The organism is Lutibacter citreus, from assembly GCF_003260195.1.
Taxonomy (GTDB): domain Bacteria; phylum Bacteroidota; class Bacteroidia; order Flavobacteriales; family Flavobacteriaceae; genus Lutibacter; species Lutibacter citreus.
The window spans coordinates 38,704-57,728 of sequence record NZ_QEIH01000009.1 but is presented as its reverse complement, the minus strand read 5'-3'; the positions used below and the strand labels follow the sequence as shown (position 1 = coordinate 57,728).

Sequence of the window (19,025 nt, the reverse complement as noted above, 5' to 3'; positions counted from 1 at the left end):
AAGGCACTAATTACTGAAAGCATGCTGCTTTTCAAAAGTTTAATATTGTACTATAAAGCGACTTAACTTTGTGTTTAGTTTTTTTATTTAACTAATTTTCCGTTTAAATAAACACCTATTTCTGTTTTAGTTGCTCCTGTAACAGCCTCACCTGCAAAACAGGTACTAAGTGCATGCTTGGCATAATCACTCATTACTTTTTCGCTGTTATCGCTTTTTATTAAGATTCTTGTAATTACACTATCTACATGCCCTATTGCTGAAGGAGTCATATAGTTATCTACTTGATAATTGAATTGGTGCTCCACACGATAATCATCAAATTTAATACCTTGCTGTTTGTAAAACTCTGACCATCCGGTTAGTTGACTCATAAGACACAATGAAGTTCCTCCTGTAAAATAATCACTTGAAGTTGGAGCCTTATCAATACCTTTAAATCCACGACTATCATCGGCATAAATATCCCATGCTAGGTAGTTTTCTTGAATAGCTCTAATTTTAATTTTATGCAGGTAAGGTCGTTGATCATTATTGGCCGACTCCGAAATACCTACTACTTCAAACTTAAATGGGTTTGTAAACTTCTCCATACTAACATCAGCTGAAATCTTAAAACTCTCAGGCTCTGGTTGGATTCCTTTTGAAGTAATTCTCAAACCATTATCAAATGAATTAGAATCTATAACTTTTCCAGAACGGGCAGATTCAGTTTCCCATATTTTGGTGTTAAATGTAAATTGTGCATCTACAGGTGTTGGATTTGCAATGCATTCCCCTATAGCCCAAGCCTGAACCGCCATTTTTTTTACTTCAGAAATTTTCCATGCAGGTTCATCACTTTCAATAAGAACATTGGCAATAACTTTATCGGTATAGCCTGTCCAACTAGGTGAAAAAGGATCGTTGAATCTAAAAAATACTTTAGTTTCTACTTTTGCGCTAGCAACATCTAAATCCATAATTTTTATAGCTTGCTCCACGCGTGTTAATAAACTAGAAGATATACCGCCAACCATATAACTTAATGGGTTTGGTGCCGATTGCTTGTAGGTATGACCACCTTCATCACATAAAAACTCCCATGCGCTAAAGTCTTTTTCGCCTATAGGTTGTACATTCACTTTTTTTAGCATAACCGTTTCTTCATTTAACACTCTTGTTGACGCCGTAGCAACGCTTTCAGTATAAGTACCATTTATAGGCGTTGGTTTTGTTGGCTGAAATGCCGCTGGCCTTGGTCCAATATTACTTCTAGATATTACATTATAATTGGTTGAAATTCCTTGATTTTTTTTTGCACTATTTACAATGTTCTGGGTATAAACTGGCACACTACTAATTAAAAGAGTAATTAACATAATTAATATGCTCTCATTTTTTTTCATTTCCATCTTTATAATCTTTTAAATTTCACTTAAATAAAGTGAATGATTTATTATGAAACGAAATTATGGGTTTTACACCTGATAATTAGAGTACTAAATACTGAAAGCATGGTACTTTTCAATGATTAAATATCTAAATGTTTAAATTCCAGTAAAAACTGATAAAAATTAAGACTTAATAAAAAGAAATTTTTTGATTAATTACATTCAGAATTACAACTAGTTAGATTGTAATTGAATTAATTGAACACAAGTGGGGGGATTTATTAAACTGTAATTTGGTATTTTTTTCTAATTTCTTCTCGATATTCTGAAGGTCTTTTACCTGTTTCTCGTTTAAAAAACCTACTAAAGTAAGAAGTATCTTCAAAATTCAACGTATAACCAATTTCAGCTGTTGTTAATTCTGTATTAGCTAATCTTCGTTTAGCTTCAAAAATAATTTCTTGTCTAATAAGTTGTCCTGGCGAATATCCTGTTATTTTTTTAACTGTATCTCTTAGGTGAGTTGAACTTATCCCTATAAGATCTGCATATTCCTGAACAGAACGAATAGTTAAATAATTTTCGGAAACTAGTTGTCTAAATTTACGAACCATTGCATTGGTTGTATCTAAAATATCTTGATTTTGCTCCTTTGCATAAATACGAAATAGACTCACCAATAAAATATGTACATAAGCACGAAGCATAGAAAGGCTACTGTCTGATTTTCTCAAAAACTCTTCATTAATACCTTTAAATAATTCCTGTATTTTAGTGCAATTAGCATTATTAATATTAACAAATGGAGCTTTACTTAAAGTATTAAAAATTGCCAAATCGCCTTCATGATTAAATGCTGTTGCAGGAGGTATCAAAAATTCTCTTGGAAAAAGCAGCACCTTTCCTTCCAACCCTTTTTCTAATTTCCAAAAATGTATTTGTCCTTTAGATAGGAAATAAAAAGCAGGTGTTTTTATTTTATAGGACTCATAATCAATAATATGCTGTCCAGCTCCCTCTTCAATAAATAAAATTTCATAATAATCATGTCTATGAGGAATTGTAGCTTGTGCCTTTCGGCTCATAATACCAAATTGAGTTATTATAAATGGAAAACTTGGATCAATTGCAAGCGCAGGATGTCCATCCTTTATATTTACATCTTTATATGTGTCGGAAAATTGATGAAATGGAATGTCTTCTTTTGCCTGCAAATTCTTTTTATTTAATTCTAATCTTTTAAAATTACAAAAAGATAAGCGGTTTGAACTGCAAACTTATAAAAAAATTTAAAGATCTTTTTATTTTTGTCTACTGCGCATTACTTCGATTTTAAGGCATTATTAAATTAAGACCTGAATTTTTGAAAATGAACGATTTTTTCTAATTTTTAAATTAATACAATTGTTAAACTCATTGCTCCTTGTGCCCCAATCACCAAACACTGCTCAATATCTGCTGTTTTTGATGGCCCTGAAATAAAAAGGCCAAAATTACGATCTCTATTAGCAATTTTCTTATAGGCTTCATGCATATGTAAACATAGGTCTTTCTTTGATAAAACAATTACTAAATCATTTGTTATGAAAGGTAAAACTCGTACTGAAAACTGATTTTCAGAAACCCAAACAGATCCATTTTCTGCGACACCAAATTCGCCTTTTATTATTGCTAAATCAATTTTTTCAAGAGAATGTGGTTCTGTTTCTTTTGTTATTAAAACTGTCCTTAGATTTGAACCAGGTAGTTGAGAAACTATTCTTTCTGCTTTTGGGTATAATTCTCTAATAACAGAGTCTATATCTTCATTATCTCCTAACTCTTTTAATTTACCTCCTACCAATTTAACATTACTTTTAAATGCTTCTAAAATATCAATTTCTTCTGCAAATAAATTTAGGTCAATTTCAGGCAGCTCTACTAACTCTGGCTTATTACTTTTTATTGATTTTAAAATTGATTCTCTACCCATTATTCTTTCTTTTTACTTTATACCAATCATCAAAATTTTGATTCTTTATTTCTGGAAGTTCACGTGCTTTTCCCCAAACATTTAATTTAGAATACACCATAAATCGAGGTGCATATTTTAACATAAACCGCGCCGATTTACCTGCTATATTGAATAATAATCTATTTGAAAGAGCTACTCCAGTAATTTTTAATATAGTTTTCTTAACTACAGGTTGCTTAACTTCTTTTGTAACAATTTGTCGCCAAGCATATAACTGCTCATGAATATTAATTTTCACTGGGCAAACATTTGAACATGAACCACATAAGGTTGAAGCAAAAGGTAGTGAACTATGTTTTGTTAAATCTTTTCCTGGTGATAAAATGGATCCTATTGGACCTGGAATTGTAGCATCATAACTATGACCTCCACTTCTTCTGTATATTGGGCAAGTATTCATACAAGCACCACAACGAATACAATGTAAAGAAGACCTAAATTCTTTACGACTCAACTGCTCTGTTCTACCATTATCTACAATTACAATGTGCATTTCTTTGCCTTCAGCAGGCTTGTTAAAATGGGATGAATATGTTGTAATTGGTTGTCCGGTTGCACTGCGTGCTAGTAAACGTAGAAAGACTCCTAAATGCTCTTCATTCGGAATTATTTTTTCAATTCCCATACAAGCAATATGAGTTTTTACCAAATGAGCACCCATATCAGCATTCCCTTCATTGGTACAAACAACAATTCCTCCTGTTTCTGCTATGGCAAAATTAACACCGGTAATAGCTGCATCCGCTTTTAAAAATTTATCTCGTAAATGCTTTCTTGCTTCATTTGTTAAATATTCAGGATTTCCATTGCTTGGTTTTGTTCCTAAATGTTCTTGAAATAATGTATCTACTTCTTCTTTGGTTTTATGAATTGCAGGCAATACAATATGACTTGGAGTTTCTTTTGCTAATTGAACAATACGCTCTCCTAAATCGGTATCAATTACTTCAATACCTCTATCTTCTAAAAATGGATTTAAATGGCATTCTTCCGTCAACATTGACTTACTTTTTACCACTTTTTCAACTTTATTATCTTCTAATATTTTATGAATAATAGTATTATGCTCTTCAGCATCTGATGCCCAATGTACTTTTATCCCATTTTTTTGAGCATTCTCCTCAAATTCTATTAAATATTCATCTAAATTAGACAGTACATTTGCTTTTATTCCAGAAGCTAAATTTCGAAGTTCTTCCCAACCTTTTACTTTATGAGCTGCCGTATCTCTTTTTTCACGAACAAACCACAAAGCTTTATCATGCCAATTTACTTTAGCCTCATTTTTGTTGAATATTTCTGCTTTTTCTGAATGGCTCATAACTAAATACTACTATTTAAAATTTCAGCAATATGCATTACTTTTAAAGGTTTATTGTCTCTATTAATTAAACCTTCCATATGCATTAAACAAGAATGATCTGCTCCTGTGATAACTTCAACACCACTATCTAAATGATCTTGAATCCTATCCTTTCCCATTTTTACAGAAATTGCTTCTTCAAATACAGAAAATGTTCCTCCAAAACCGCAACATTCATCTTTTCTGTTTAAAGACATTAATTCTAATCCTTCAACAGCATTTAATAATTCTTCTTCTGTAGAAAAATGTTCATCCATTTTTTCTGAACAAGATCCTAAGTTTAAACCTCTCAATCCGTGACAACTTTTATGTAAGCCTACTTTATATGGAAATTTAGCTCCTAAATCCGTTTTGCCTAAGATCTTAACAATAAACTCACATAACTCATAAGCATTGTTACGAACCTTAATTACATCTTCTGTTTGTTCTAAAATATCGAAATGCTTTTTTACATGATAAATACAACTTCCTGAAGGGCCAACTATATAATCATATTCTTTAAAATTTTCTACAAATAATTGACAAGCTCCTTTAGAATCATCTTCATAACCCGAATTCCCTAACGGCTGCCCACAACAAGTTTGGGTTGATGGATAATAAACATCAACATTTAATTTTTCAAGTAATTCCAAAGTTGCAATAGCCACTTGTGGATATAATTGATTGATATAACAGGGGATAAATAAACCTACTTTCATGTATATATTAGTAATGTATGTTATACTTGTAATCTAGCAGTTGAAACAATATAACTATTCAATAATTGACTTGTATAAAAATTCAAATCATTTAAATAAAAAGGAAAATAAAAGAGTAGTAAGAATTACAAAACGAGATATGATTAAAACTTAAACATTTTAAACATCTCTCGTTTTAATAAAATAACAAACTATTTTTTATAAGCAATAACATTTTGTTTTGATGTTCCTAAGCCTTCAATTCCTAACTCTACAACATCACCCGGTTTTAAATATAATTCTGGTTTTAAGCCCATTCCTACACCAAATGGTGTTCCTGTAGAAATTATATCTCCCGGTAATAAAGTCATAAATTGAGTAATATGACTTATAGCTTCTTGTATATTAAAAATAAAATCAGAAGTTGAACTATTTTGCATTACTTTCCCGTTAAGTTTTAACCATAAGTTTAAATTATTTGGGTCTTCAATTTCGTCCGTAGTGGCAATAAAAGGACCAATTGGAGCAAAAGTATCACAACTTTTTCCTTTTACCCATTGCCCAGAACGTTCTAATTGAAATGCTCTTTCGCTAACATCGTTATGTAAAACATAACCAGCAATATGATCTATTACATCTTCCTTTTCTACATGAGATGCTTTTTTACCAATAACAACAGATAATTCTACCTCCCAATCTGTTTTCTTACTGCCTTTTGGTATCATAATATCATCAAAAGGACCTACAATTGCAGAAGTTGCTTTAAAGAAAAGAACAGGTTCTTTTGGCACATCCATACCAGCTTCTGCAGCATGTTGTGCATAATTAAGTCCTATACAAACAATTTTAGAAGGTCTTGTTAGCGGTGCACCTAAACGAACGCTATCATCAATCTCTGGACAACTTGATTGGTTTGTTTCTAACCAAGTTTTTAGTTTTGCAATACCATCATTCCCAAAGAATTCTTCATTGTAATCTGTTCCAAAAGAAGATACATCTATTTTTGTTCCGTTTGCTAATTGAACACCAGGTTTTTCTTTTCCTGCAGCTCCAAATCTTATTAATTTCATATAATTGCTTTTAAGTATTATTAATTGTTATTTTCCGTTTAATGTAACAAACCCCCCATCAATAGGATAGTTAGAGCCTGTTATAAAACCTGCTTCATCAGAGCACAAGAAAAGTACTAAATCTGCTATTTCTTGTGTACTTCCCATTCTACCAATAGGTTGCGTTTTTGATAATTTATCAAACATTTCTTCTTCTTTTCCAGGATAGTTTTTATTTATAAACCCGTCTACAAAAGGTGTATGTACTCTACCTGGAGCAATACAGTTACAACGAATACCATCGTTTACATAATCTTTAGCAACAGAATACGTCATGGTTAATACAGCGCCTTTACTCATAGAATAAGCAAAACGGTCATTTAATCCAACAGAAGAACCTATTGAGGCTAAGTTTAAAATAACTCCTCCTCCATTTTTTAAAGATGGTATCGATGCTTTTATACAGTTATAAACACCTTTAATGTTTACATTATAAAGACGGTCTAAATCTTCTTCTTCAACAACTTCAACATTACCAACATGTGCAATACCAGCATTATTGATTAATATGTTGATTTTTTCGGTTTTAGTGATATTTCCAATTATTTCGTTAACGTTTTTTTGATTGGAAACATCGCATTTATGAGCTTCACCTTTTTCGTTAATTTTATTAATTTCAGCAACGGTTTCTTTGGCCGCATCTAAATTAAAATCTAAAATATGAACTTTAGCTCCTTGCTCTGCAAAGGTTAAAGCAATAGCTTTCCCTATGCCACTTCCACCACCTGTTACAATGGCTACTTTATTTTTTAAACTAAATTTTGTCATTTGATTTTCTTTATCTAATTATTATAATGACATTCCTCGTTTCCACGGAATAAAATCATCTTGTCTTAATTGTTTTGCTTTCGTTAATTTTCCACTGGCCACTTTAATAACAAAATCTAATAAATCTTCGCCAGTTTCTTCTATAGAAGCTGTTCCTTCAATAATAGCACCTGTATTAAAGTCTATAATATCTGGCATTTTGTTAAATAGTTTTGTGTTTGATGACACTTTTACAACCGGAGTAATTGGGTTACCTGTTGGTGTTCCTAAGCCCGTTGTAAACAAAATAACATTACACCCCGAGCCTGCTAAACCAGTTGTAGACTCTACATCATTCCCAGGAGTGCATAATAAATTTAATCCTGAAGTTTCAACTTGTTCTGTATAATCTAGAACATCTTGTATGGGAGAACTTCCACCTTTTTTTGCTGCTCCAGCAGATTTAATAGCATCCGTAATTAAGCCATCTTTTATATTGCCAGGCGATGGATTTGCATAAAACCCTGCACCTAAAGCATCTGCCTTTGCGCTATAAACGGACATTATTTTAGAGAATTTTTTTGCTTTTTCTGAACTTACACACCTGTTGATTAATTCTTGCTCCACTCCATTTAATTCTGGAAATTCTGAAAGAACAGTTGCTCCACCTAGTCCAACAATTAAATCGGAAATATAACCTAAGGTTGGATTTGCTGATATGCCAGAAAACCCATCAGAACCACCACATTCTAATCCTATAACTAGCTTGTTTAATGGAGCCGGCTTACGTTCAATTTTATTAGCGTTCATTAAACCCGTAAAAGTCTTTTTTACTGCTTCGGCGAGTAACTCTTGTTCAGATTCACTTTGTTGTTGCTCAAAAACAAAAACTGGTTTTTTATAAATTGGAGACATTTTAGATAATGCATTTTCTAAAATACTCGCTTGTGCATGTTGGCAGCCTAAACTTAAAATTGTTGCACCAGCAACATTTGGATTGTTTATATAACCTGCTAACAAATTACAAAGCGCAATAGAATCTGAAGTAGCTCCACCGCAACCACCTTCGTGTGTTAAGAAGTGGATACCATCAACATTAGGAAATAAAGGGTTTTTATATTGCTGATTATCAGCTCTTAAAATATCCCTGTTTAAAATATCTTCTGTAGAAGCTCCATTTTTATAATCTTCAATTAAGGTATCTACATCTAAATTTAAGTGTTGTTGTTTTCCAAAACCTAATTTTTCAACCAATGCCTGCTTTAATACCTCTACATTTCTATTTTGACAAAATACCAGAGGAATAATTAGCCAATTATTTTCAGTCCCAACTTTTCCATCAGCTCTATGATAACCGTTAAAAGTTCTATCTACAAATCTTGAAATGTTTGGAGTTGTCCACTCTATTCTATTTGAAGAATCACCTGCACTATACTTCTCTGTATCATGAACAATATTTGTGGTACTTATAAGCCCTCCTTTCTTAATTTCTTTTTTGGCTCTTCCCACTAGAACACCATACATATAAACGGCATCACCTTTTTTAAGGCTTTCTGACGCAAATTTATGCTTAGCACCAATATCATCTTGAATAACATATTTTTCTGAATTCAAGGAAACTTCTGTTCCTTTTTTCAAATCAGTTAATGCTACTAAAAGGTTATCTTTAGTATGTATTTTTAAAATTTTTTTTTGATTATCCATGTACAATTAAATCATAAGCTTTAGTAGTACAATAGTACACGCAAAATAATTATATATCTTACAAATATTTGACCTATTACAATACTATTATTGCCCTATGTAATTTACAAGTGTTAAAATTGCAAAATAGATCTATGATTTAAATAAAAATTGATAAAAAAAATTCTAAAATGTAATTAGATTATTGAAGCTTTTATTTTATAACTTTTCAAATATTCGGAAGGTGTACAATTCATTATTATCTTGAATTGACGATTAAAGTTTGAAATATTTTTGAAACCAGATTCGTAACAAATAGCAGCTATATTAAACTTATTCTCTATGAGTAATTTACAGGCATAACCAATTCGTATTTCGGTTACATAACGAGAAAATGTTTTTCTATTAACACGCTTAAAATACCGACTAAAAGCAGATGTGTTCATATGTGCTATATTAGCTGCCTCTTCTAAGTTTATGTCTTTATTGAAATTTTTAAAAATATAGGCTTGTACTTTATTTTGAGTATCACTTTCTGTAGATTTGAAAGAATTAACAAAACCTTGACTTGCCAATCTCTTAGTTTGTGTGTGTTTTGCTAATTTATTAAGAATATGTAAAAAAGAAACAGTCTTATCAAACCCTTTTAATTCTAGCATATTTTGAACATCACCAATAAGTTTTTTGCTAATATTTAAAAATTTAAGTCCAAAACGGGCCCTTTCAAAAAGTTCCAATAAATGAATCATTTCAGGAGTTTCGAAAAAATCTTTACCTAAATAATCTTGTTTAAAATGGATAGCAATGGCTTTTGCTGATTGATTAGAATTTTGATCAAAATAATTTTCGTCATTTAACCACATATGTGGTAAATTCTTACCAATTAAAACAACATCATTAACTTCAAATTTTTCTATACTATCTCCAATAAAACAAGTACCTTCACTTTTAAGAATCACAACAAGCTCTAGTTCAGGATGATAATGCCATATTTTCAAAAAATAGGGATACTCATTTACCTTAGTTGTAAATGAACTATTACTAATGCTACTTCTATCTAAAAGGTGGAGCTTCATAAGCTAAAAATTGAATATAAATATAATACAAAAATAGCATATATAATTATAATTACTACTGAACAGCAATAAAAGTATCTTTAAGTATAAAACTAATCTATGTTTACTAGTGGTATAAAAATAGTATAAGAATCGTCTCCTTTTTTTATTGCAAGGCATAAAACATTAGGATTATTATTTTCCAAATAAATAAACGGTCGCTCCATACGATTAGGAATTAAAAAGGACCCATTTTCAAGTACTATTTTTTTGTTAGTTATATTATAGTTCTGTGCTTTAGCCCAATTTAAGCCATCAATTGATGTCATTAACCCTATAAAAGTATGAGCGTGGAAAACAGCATAAAACATAGCTCCTTTTTGATTATACCACATTGATACATCTTCTGTATCTAAATTTCCTATAACAGGATTTGGCTGTATTTCAAAAGGCCCAACTGGAGATTTAGAAATAGCAATTGCTTGGTTTCTAATAAATCTTGTTTCATTGGGTTTATCCCCTTTAACTATTAAATAATAATTACCATCTTTTCCTTTGTCAATCGCTGGGTTAACAGTTATTGTTGCAATTGGCCCTGAAGGTTCTAACAATGCTCTCTCCATTCTTTTCCAAGGTCCATTAATTGAGTTTGAAACTGCTACCCCAGTCCTTTGATTTTCACGAAGTGTACCTCTGTCTTTGTTTTTTAAAGATTTTGTACTTAAATAAATTAAATCTTGATGGGTATGTGGTTTACTCCCTAAATTTGTTGCTATGTAATATAAATAGTATTTACCTTCAAAATATTTAATTTTAGGATTGTGAGCTGTAATTGCATCCCAATATCCATTGCCTCTACCTTTTAAAACTGTCTCCTTAAACTCCCAAGGTCCTGCAGGAGTATTTGATATGGCGTGAGCAATTTCAGAAAAAGTTAACCATCCATTAAAAGTATATTCTCTCTTCCATCGTGAATAAAATAAATGATATTTTCCATCTTCACCTTTAATTATAGAGCCTCCCCAATTGTAATAAACAGCATCACGAAAAACCCCCTCTTTTTTCAAAGGTTTAATCATTTTATTAATATTTAGGTTGTCTTTTTTTTCTTGTGATACAGCACAAACTGAATAACATATTAATAATATGAATAAAACTTCTGAAAGTATTTTAATATTATTTTTCTTCATTTAATGCTATTTAAAGTGTTTATGTATACAACAGAACTATCTTATTTTTTCTGACTAAAAATCCAATCTATTAATTTAGGTTCTTTCCAGGCAAATTCGTATGAATTATGCCCTACTCCTTTATAAACTGTTAAACGAGCTTTATTGTTTTTTTGCTTATACAACGATTCAATCATTTCTATTGAACCAGAAAGTGGAACTGTAGGATCTTTATCTCCATGAAAAGCCCAAATTGGTATTTTTCTAATTTTCTTTGTCATTGATGGATCACCCGCACCACATATTGGAACTGCTGCTGCAATAAGTTTATGATAACGCATTACAAAATTCCATGTACCATAACCACCCATTGAAGCTCCCATCACATAAATACGTTTCTTATCTACCGAATTTTCCTGAACTACTTTGTCAAATATTTCTTTTGCAAGTTTCATTGGTTTACTAAGCGGAATATCTTCCAATAAATAAGAACCTTTTTTCCAAGGAACATCTACCCATTTATGTTTGATAGGACATTGCGGCATAAGGATAATACATGGATGTTCTTTTTGAAACTTTTTATCCATCCATCCAGCAACCCAAGGGCGTAATTGTTTTAAATTGTCATTTCCTCTTGATCCTGCTCCGTGAAAAGAAAGAAGCAAAGGATACTTCCTTTTGGTATTATATTCTGGTGGAAAAAATAACCTATATGACATTTCCTCACCGTTTTCATTGGTATATACATAGGCCTTTGAATTTTCTTCGTAGAAAATCCTTTCGTGCTGCTTAACATTATCATTGTTTTCAGAAGATATAGTATCTGAATATGAAGTTTGAGCAAATGCAAACTGTGTAATTACACACAAAAATAATACTCCAACTATTTTCATTTCTAAATAATTTAAATACCCTTATTTCTTAAATTGAGTTGCATTATTCCAATTATCTGTTCTAAAAGATGACGCCGATAAAAGATTTGTATCATAAAGAGTTCCTACTATCCAATTACGCCACGCATATCTAACAGCCACAGGATTCAGTACTTTATCACTTTTCACAAATACGTTCTTTTTATTCACAATTTTGGCTGTGGCAGGGTAAAATACTTTATCAGTTCCTGCAATTTCAAAACCTGATAATCCATCATATGCATATAATCCGTTCTCAGCATTTTTAAAATTCAATGTGATTCCACCATCTTCTATTTGAAGTGAATTATAAATTGGCGCCGCATAATCTATTGCCTTATAACCGTATGTTTGGTTTAGCGCATTAAATAATAATCTGTCTGCCACTTCTTTCTTTTTTGGTGGATGAATACTATTTTCATCACCAATATCCATCGTAATAGCAATTCCCGAATTTGGAATTAAATCTAAACATTCTAACTGTGCTTCTCTAATAAAAGCAGAATTGTCTTCTGTTTGAAATGCATTATTATTTCCATATAAAAATGGAGCAATTTGCACATAGTAAAATGGAAATTCTCCAATTCCCCAACGTGTTCTCCAATCTTTTACCATTGCAGGAAAAAACTTTTTATAATCATTGACTTCCTTGCGATTGCTTTCTCCCTGATACCACAATGCTCCTTTTATTGTATAAGGAATTAAAGGATTTATCATTGAATTATACAATACTGTTGGTATGTATTGAGGTCTTTTTTTAAGATTTACATTATCTAAATTAACTTCTTTATATGAATTAAACACTTCTTTACTCATCCAAGCTTGTACCGTACTACCTCCCCAAGACGTATGAATCATTCCTACAGGGCAATCTAAAACTTCTTGAAGTTGCTTTCCAAAGAAATAAGCAATTGCACTAAATTTTGAAACGCTTTGTGGAGATGATTGCTCCCAACCAGAAAATTTTTCAATCTTTTCTAAAGGCGTTTTTGAAGCAATTTTATGAACACTAAAAAAACGTAAATTTTTATTATTAGATTTTGTTGTTGCCATATTAGACCCAAATATTGGTTGACCATTATACCCACTTATAGGTTGTTCCATATTAGATTGACCAGAGCATAGCCAAACTTCACCAAATAAAATATTTTCTAATAAAATATCTGAAGCTTTACTCTTTATTGTAATAGATTGAGGCTCTTTACTATTGGTTGTTTTTACTTCAACCCTCCAACTACCTTCTTTGTTTGCTTGAATGTTAATGGATTTATCTAACCATGAGGTGTTAACGGTAATTTTCTCCTTAGCATCTGCCCATCCCCAAAGTACAATTGTAGTATTGCGCTGCAAAACCATATTTGACGATACAATAGCAGGAAGCTTAACCTCCGCCTTAACTGGTTGTAGAATTAACAGATTAAATACTGTTACTAACAAAATTAAAATATTTTTTTTCATTTTTTCTAACTTTCAAATATTAATATACTTTAGTCCTTTCTTAAAACTTTGAATTATTTAAATCCTTTTTATTTCTCATATTTCAGCACGTAACTATTCGTTCCATCACTACCATCTAATGCTATTCCACTAGGGCAATAAAGGTATTCAGGTTCATTATTTGAATCCATTAATAATTGAGGTCTCTCAAATTTCACTTTCTTACCATAGCGTGCATTAGCTCCTTCTGGAATATTGCCTTTAAGGTAAAAATCTTGACAGTTATGGAATCCAGATAATGGTTGAGATTCAAATTTAAGTCCATCATCAGATACCCAAAGTAAACCTCCGCCTTTTTCCAATATGCCATGATTATCTGTAGTTAATAAACATACTTTATTTTTCCATAGAAATGCATATCCATCTTCTATTCGAGCTTTATTGGTAGTAATTGGATTTGGTTGTATAATATACGGACCTTCCAATTTATTTGAAATAGCAAGTCCCATACTCACATTTCCTTTAGCGCCTGCCTTTGCTTTAAAATATAAATAATATTTCCCATTTGGATGTTTTATTAAACTAGGGTTATTTACACCAAGATCACTATTAAAACACCAAATAGCACTATTATTAGGCGGACTTAGTAATGGCTCATTTTCATTTGGAACTTCAACCCAAGGACCATTAATAGTATTACTTAAAAGCATTCCTATTCTTTGACTTGGCCCGTGTTTTTTTGCTCCATCATTAGCTATATATACCAAAACATATTTATCATCAATTTTCTTAATATTAGGATTGTGAAAACCGGCAGAATTCCATTTACCATTATTTTTTCCTTTACCTATAACTTCCACAAACTGAAATGGGTTTTCTGGGTTTTTAGAAACATAATGCGCAATTTCACTATTATAACGCCAAGCTGTTCTAAAAGGGGTTTCTGAAGACCATCTTGCACAAAAAAGATGAACATTACCTCGGTCATCTCTTATTGGAGAACTTCCCCAAATGTCATAACCAGATTCATTTATCGCTTCACCAATAAATTTCCATTGATCAGCCATGTCATTAGGTATATGCTCTTTTGTGCGTGTTTGATTTGTAATTTCTTCTTTATTACTTTTTGTCCCATTACATGAAATAAAAAGAATAAAGAAAACCGTAATTACTAAAAATACTTTTCTGATGTTTTTCATTATAAATACTTCATTTTATTAGCATTTTGGTCCTTATATGTAATGGTCTTTTTTGTTTTTTATGAGTTCTAATATTATCTACAAGTTCATTTATAGTATTTCCCTATCTTATCTAAATTTATTGTTTAACTTTTTATTATTTCATTTCAAAACAAACCAAATAAAAAAACAAGTACTTAAAACCCTTCTAAATTTACTTTTTTTGTTCCTTTTAAAACCTTATCCGCATCAACTTCGATAGCATTAGGATGGAATTGATTACTACTTGTAAGAATCTTAAACGACCAAGCATATTCACTTTTCCCCAAATTTTCAGGGGGTAATATTCTTAAACCTTCTTCTAACATTTTCCAAGATATCTTTTCTTTAGAACCTATAAGTTGAACAGATTTGATATTTTCTCTATTCCAACCTTTAGTACCTTTTATTACAAATGGTTTTTCAGGTTTTTCCAAAGCAATAGCAAATAGTACTTTTCCTTTTGTGGTAAAAGCCAAATTTCCTTCTTTTTGATGATTTTCTTTCCAATATCGAGTCCCATAAATAGCATCACCATTTATCTTCAACCAATTTCCCATTTCACGCAATCTCTTAACTTGTTCATCGGGAATGGTACCGTCTGCTCTTGGACCAATATTGATTAAAAAATTACCATTTCTAGAAACTACCTCCACCATTTCTTTAATAATGTGTTGAACGCTTTTATATGTATCGTTTTCTAAATAGCCAAAAGAAGTTCCAAAAGTTGTACAACTCTGCCATTTAGGTCCAATAACTTTAAGTTTTAAATTATCCTTTTCTAAACAACCTACTCCATCTGGCCAATTTCGGTTGGCTCCTTTGTTATTTACATATACATCTTGTTTCCTATCTAATCCATTATTCATAAAATTAGTAATCATATTTCTATACTGGTCATAAAAATATTGAATTTCTGGTCTGAAACCAGTTTTGGGATTATTACCATCACGTGTAAAAATAGGAACATCATCAATCCACAAAAAATCTGGATGGTATTTATCTTGAATTTCTTTCCAACGAGCCACGTAATCATCTACAAACTCTTTACTATACTCAAATGGTCCATAAAGTACTGCTGCTTCTGGAGCTCTTTTTATTTCTTCTACAATATCATCTCTCGGTTCACTATGAACTACGTATTTTTCTTTAGCAAAGAAACCTGTGTGTCTTTCACGATGATATGAAGGTGCGTATTTAAGTCCATAGTTTCTAACTGCTTTTCCCAAATCTCCAACAAGATCTCTTTTAGGCCCCATATTCACTGAATTCCAAGGGTTTATTTTTGAATCCCAATTAGAAAAACCATCATGATGTTCAGCAGTTAATACCACGTATTTAATACCAACCTCAGCAAAAAGGGATGCCCATTCATCTGGATCCCATTTTTCGGCCTTAAATTCTGGTATGATATCCTTACCCAAAATCAGGTGGAGCGGCTCCCCAACGTTCTTTCAAATAAGGATAATAATGCTCCTTTTGCTCATATATTTGTTTTGGTACGTGCTCTGCATAACCACGCCCTTCTTTTTTATAACCAATAGCGCTATAAGGCCCCCAGTGAATAAACAAACCAATCTTCCCATCATCAAACCAAGTAGGAACTGGCATTTTTTGTAATGCCTCCCAACTGCCATCATAGTGAGTGTTTGTTTCCGAAATCCCCTTATCAGTTTCAGGCTTATTTTTACAAGACAAGAACAACAGTAAAGGAATTAATACAAGTAAGTTTAAACTATTATTTATTTTCATATTATTATTATTTCATTTCAAAACGAACCAAATATGCTAATCCTTTCTTTTGAATCATTGAAATTCCCCAACCAGGAATTTCAGTATTTGGGTTTCCATTTTCTAAATGTGGACGATACAAACCTGGCGCTTTTGGAAATTCCTTTAAACTATCTTGAAGAACCGAAAAACACTCTCCGTCTTTTGCATAATTTATTGTTGAATTAATAGATGCTAAAGAAGCAATTCCTCCATCTTTCTGCCAAATTAATACTTCATGGCTTTTATCTAATAAAGGTCCATCATGTTTTTTATATGGACCTTCTACTTTATACGCATAAGCAACACTCATTTTTGTTCTTTTAGGTCCATCTTTACCATCAATAATAGATCTTCCTTTGTAGAATAACCATATTCTATCATCTCTAACTAATAAACTAGCATCATCAATTCTAAAGCTATCAAAGTCTGAAGCTATATCGCTAATTTCTAAAATAGGATTATTTTCCACTCTTATAAATGGTCCATCTGGACTATCCGAAACAGCAAGACCTATTGCAGTTATATCAGTTATTGAATTACCTTCAAACTCCTTATTTTTATTACCTAGAGTTGGTTTTACGCCTGTGTAATACAAATAATATTTTCCTTTATAAGCTAAAATATTTGGCGTAAAAACAGAATGACTATCAAACTCTCCTTCATTACCTAAGCCCAGCGCCATACCTTCTTCTTTCCATGTATTTCCTTCATCGTTTGATGTTGCATACCAAATAGTACCCCAATAACCAGATGTTACTGGACTATCCATACGTGTATACCACATATAATAAGTATGATCTACTTTAATAATATCGCTATTATCTCTTCTATTATATACTGAATCTTCTCCAACTCCTGTTAATTTTTGATATGAAAATTTTACAACATTCTTTTCCGTTTTGTCTTTTATTGTAGTATTACAGGAAGTGATTAAACTAGCTAATATAATTACAACACCTAATTTTAATTTCATTTAACACCTGTTTTGAATTTGATTTTATTTTAATTCTTTAGCTATTTTTTTTGCTAATATTTTATATCCTTTATTATTCAGGTGTACCCCATCAACAGTGTATTTATAAGCCTTTTTCATTAAGGTGTTTACATCTATAAGTTTTATATTTTCTTCTTGTGAAATCTCTCTAACTATTGGAATTACCCATTGGTTTAAATGCTCTATACGTTGTTTTATTTTGGGGTCTCTACTTTTTTTATGTTCGTAAATAGGTAGCGGTGTCAAAATAAATATCTCCGCTTTTTCATTCTTACTTTTATAAGAGGTTATCAATTTTATATATTCACTTTTAAACTCTTCTTGAGGTGTGCCTACAAAATCAGTTTTTCTTGTTTTATCTAAACACCACTTAACATTTGCATCGTTTGTCCCAAACATTATTAAAACAATTTCAGGAGTATATTTTAATGAATTTTTGTATTCATCTTTTTTAAAATATGGATGATTTGTACCTCCAATTAATGTTGCTCCTCCCTTGCCAAAATTCTTTACTTGATATTTTTCACCTAATTTTTCTTGTAAAAATTTAGGGTATGTAGCTTCAGTATTACTATCTCCAATGCAAGAAACATACTTTAAATTTTCAGAAAGTGTTGGTTTCTTCTTAAGATAACCCAGTTTTCTTAAAAACACATCTGTTTTATATACGGTTAAGTTGAAGTATTTATTTCCAGATCCTTTTCTAAAAAAATCTCCATTAAAAAATCCATGCCCAACATTTTCAACTGCAACTAATTCGCACTTATTTCCAGCTTTATTCATTAATTTGGTAAAACGTTTTGCATTTTCAAAAGGTACCGTTTTATCTTTTGTCCCGTGAAATAATAGCATTGGAGGCATATCTCTCTTCACTTGATGACATGGAGATATTTCTGTTTCACGACCCTCAACTTTTTTATAACCATAACCTTTTTTAGTTGTATCTAAAACAGGATTATATGCAACTACAGCATTAGGAACTGAGCTTACAGCTAAATTCTCATTAGGATTTTCAAATCCATTTATTAAAGCGGTAGTTATTGCAATATGGCCTCCTGCAGAACCTCCACTTGCAACAATTTTATTAGGATCTATATTTAATTCTTTTGCATGTTCTCGTACCCAACGAATAGCAGATTTAGCATCTTCAACACACTCAAAAGGAGAAGTTCCATGTGTATTCTTCACCCTATATTCTGCAGCAATTGCCAACATACCCCTAGACGCAAAATATTCACTTTGCTGATAGAATTGTTCTGGATTACCCCCTGTCCAACCTCCACCAAAAAAGAATACAATTGCAGCAGTTGGCTTTTTAGATAATTGAGGTTTAAAAACATGAAGGTATAAACTATCTTGATTTATTTCTTTATATAAAATTTTAGTATCAGGAGTAATATCCTGTGCTTCAATACTAAATATTGTACAAACTAAAATTAAAAAAACACCTATTATTTTTTTTGAATTCATTTTATTATTATAATTTTTTTCTAATTAAATACA

Annotated in this window: 17 protein-coding genes; all 17 read right to left on the bottom strand. The window is 31.3% G+C overall.

The genetic code is table 11. The features are described from left to right. Positions 1-83: 83 nt before the first annotated feature. Positions 84-1,394: an OsmC family protein gene (locus DAD81_RS17545; protein WP_111709615.1), complete on the bottom strand. Its 1,311-nt coding sequence runs from the start codon at positions 1,392-1,394 to the stop codon at positions 84-86. Between the two features lie 260 nt (positions 1,395-1,654). Further along, the gene (locus DAD81_RS17540) at positions 1,655-2,587 is read right to left on the bottom strand and encodes a helix-turn-helix domain-containing protein (protein WP_111709614.1); all 933 of its coding nucleotides are present in this window, start codon (positions 2,585-2,587) and stop codon (positions 1,655-1,657) included. A gap of 176 nt (positions 2,588-2,763) precedes the next feature. Further along, the gene (locus DAD81_RS17535; protein ID WP_111709613.1) at positions 2,764-3,345 is read right to left on the bottom strand and encodes a LutC/YkgG family protein; all 582 of its coding nucleotides are present in this window, start codon (positions 3,343-3,345) and stop codon (positions 2,764-2,766) included. After that, positions 3,338-4,708 carry a lactate utilization protein B gene (locus tag DAD81_RS17530; protein WP_111709612.1) on the bottom strand — a complete coding sequence of 457 codons (1,371 nt, stop codon included), beginning with the start codon at positions 4,706-4,708 and terminating at the stop codon, positions 3,338-3,340. Before DAD81_RS17530 ends, DAD81_RS17535 begins: the two co-directional genes overlap by 8 nt. 2 nt (positions 4,709-4,710) lie before the next feature. After that, a complete protein-coding gene (locus DAD81_RS17525; RefSeq protein WP_111709611.1) occupies positions 4,711-5,448 on the bottom strand; it encodes a (Fe-S)-binding protein in 738 nt (245 codons plus the stop codon). Positions 5,449-5,639: 191 nt separating this feature from the next. Continuing rightward, positions 5,640-6,497 (bottom strand): fumarylacetoacetate hydrolase family protein, encoded by an 858-nt coding sequence (locus tag DAD81_RS17520; RefSeq protein ID WP_111709610.1) that lies wholly within the window; start codon positions 6,495-6,497, stop codon positions 5,640-5,642. Positions 6,498-6,524: 27 nt separating this feature from the next. Then, positions 6,525-7,304: an SDR family NAD(P)-dependent oxidoreductase gene (locus DAD81_RS17515; RefSeq protein ID WP_111709609.1), complete on the bottom strand. Its 780-nt coding sequence runs from the start codon at positions 7,302-7,304 to the stop codon at positions 6,525-6,527. A gap of 21 nt (positions 7,305-7,325) precedes the next feature. After that, positions 7,326-8,987: a UxaA family hydrolase gene (locus tag DAD81_RS17510; protein WP_111709608.1), complete on the bottom strand. Its 1,662-nt coding sequence runs from the start codon at positions 8,985-8,987 to the stop codon at positions 7,326-7,328. Between the two features lie 176 nt (positions 8,988-9,163). After that, positions 9,164-10,042, bottom strand: a complete 879-nt coding sequence (locus DAD81_RS17505; RefSeq protein WP_111709607.1) for an AraC family transcriptional regulator — start codon at positions 10,040-10,042, stop codon at positions 9,164-9,166. 92 nt (positions 10,043-10,134) lie between these two features. Further along, the gene (locus tag DAD81_RS17500) at positions 10,135-11,211 is read right to left on the bottom strand and encodes a glycoside hydrolase family protein (protein WP_218939732.1); all 1,077 of its coding nucleotides are present in this window, start codon (positions 11,209-11,211) and stop codon (positions 10,135-10,137) included. Between the two features lie 41 nt (positions 11,212-11,252). Continuing rightward, a complete protein-coding gene (locus tag DAD81_RS17495) occupies positions 11,253-12,083 on the bottom strand; it encodes a carboxylesterase family protein (protein ID WP_111709606.1) in 831 nt (276 codons plus the stop codon). Positions 12,084-12,104: 21 nt separating this feature from the next. After that, a complete protein-coding gene (locus DAD81_RS17490) occupies positions 12,105-13,559 on the bottom strand; it encodes a sialate O-acetylesterase (protein ID WP_111709605.1) in 1,455 nt (484 codons plus the stop codon). Positions 13,560-13,627: 68 nt separating this feature from the next. Further along, positions 13,628-14,737, bottom strand: coding sequence for a glycoside hydrolase family protein (locus tag DAD81_RS17485; protein ID WP_111709604.1), 1,110 nt, complete (start codon positions 14,735-14,737; stop codon positions 13,628-13,630). Between the two features lie 176 nt (positions 14,738-14,913). Beyond that, positions 14,914-16,179, bottom strand: coding sequence for an alpha-L-fucosidase (locus tag DAD81_RS21160; protein WP_218939731.1), 1,266 nt, complete (start codon positions 16,177-16,179; stop codon positions 14,914-14,916). Beyond that, positions 16,172-16,507: an alpha-L-fucosidase gene (locus tag DAD81_RS21155; RefSeq protein ID WP_218939730.1), complete on the bottom strand. Its 336-nt coding sequence runs from the start codon at positions 16,505-16,507 to the stop codon at positions 16,172-16,174. The genes DAD81_RS21160 and DAD81_RS21155 overlap by 8 nt, the downstream gene beginning before the upstream one ends. A 7-nt stretch (positions 16,508-16,514) precedes the next feature. Beyond that, positions 16,515-17,501, bottom strand: a complete 987-nt coding sequence (locus tag DAD81_RS17475; RefSeq protein WP_111709603.1) for a family 43 glycosylhydrolase — start codon at positions 17,499-17,501, stop codon at positions 16,515-16,517. A 24-nt stretch (positions 17,502-17,525) separates the two neighbouring features. Beyond that, positions 17,526-18,992: a DUF459 domain-containing protein gene (locus tag DAD81_RS20755; RefSeq protein ID WP_157961176.1), complete on the bottom strand. Its 1,467-nt coding sequence runs from the start codon at positions 18,990-18,992 to the stop codon at positions 17,526-17,528. Positions 18,993-19,025 lie beyond the last annotated feature (33 nt).

Bases quoted from the DNA above. Each gene is read 5' to 3' on its own strand.
- DAD81_RS21155 (WP_218939730.1), bottom strand. From the start codon at position 16,507: ATGAAAATAAATAATAGTTTAAACTTACTTGTATTAATTCCTTTACTG.
- DAD81_RS17545 (WP_111709615.1), bottom strand. From the start codon at position 1,394: ATGGAAATGAAAAAAAATGAGAGCATATTAATTATGTTAATTACTCTT.
- DAD81_RS17535 (WP_111709613.1), bottom strand. From the start codon at position 3,345: ATGGGTAGAGAATCAATTTTAAAATCAATAAAAAGTAATAAGCCAGAG.
- DAD81_RS17525 (WP_111709611.1), bottom strand. From the start codon at position 5,448: ATGAAAGTAGGTTTATTTATCCCCTGTTATATCAATCAATTATATCCA.
- DAD81_RS17485 (WP_111709604.1), bottom strand. From the start codon at position 14,737: ATGAAAAACATCAGAAAAGTATTTTTAGTAATTACGGTTTTCTTTATT.
- DAD81_RS17510 (WP_111709608.1), bottom strand. From the start codon at position 8,987: ATGGATAATCAAAAAAAAATTTTAAAAATACATACTAAAGATAACCTT.
- DAD81_RS20755 (WP_157961176.1), bottom strand. From the start codon at position 18,992: ATGAATTCAAAAAAAATAATAGGTGTTTTTTTAATTTTAGTTTGTACA.
- DAD81_RS17500 (WP_218939732.1), bottom strand. From the start codon at position 11,211: ATGAAGAAAAATAATATTAAAATACTTTCAGAAGTTTTATTCATATTA.
- DAD81_RS17495 (WP_111709606.1), bottom strand. From the start codon at position 12,083: ATGAAAATAGTTGGAGTATTATTTTTGTGTGTAATTACACAGTTTGCA.
- DAD81_RS17490 (WP_111709605.1), bottom strand. From the start codon at position 13,559: ATGAAAAAAAATATTTTAATTTTGTTAGTAACAGTATTTAATCTGTTA.
- DAD81_RS17505 (WP_111709607.1), bottom strand. From the start codon at position 10,042: ATGAAGCTCCACCTTTTAGATAGAAGTAGCATTAGTAATAGTTCATTT.
- DAD81_RS17530 (WP_111709612.1), bottom strand. From the start codon at position 4,708: ATGAGCCATTCAGAAAAAGCAGAAATATTCAACAAAAATGAGGCTAAA.
- DAD81_RS17515 (WP_111709609.1), bottom strand. From the start codon at position 7,304: ATGACAAAATTTAGTTTAAAAAATAAAGTAGCCATTGTAACAGGTGGT.
- DAD81_RS17520 (WP_111709610.1), bottom strand. From the start codon at position 6,497: ATGAAATTAATAAGATTTGGAGCTGCAGGAAAAGAAAAACCTGGTGTT.
- DAD81_RS17475 (WP_111709603.1), bottom strand. From the start codon at position 17,501: ATGAAATTAAAATTAGGTGTTGTAATTATATTAGCTAGTTTAATCACT.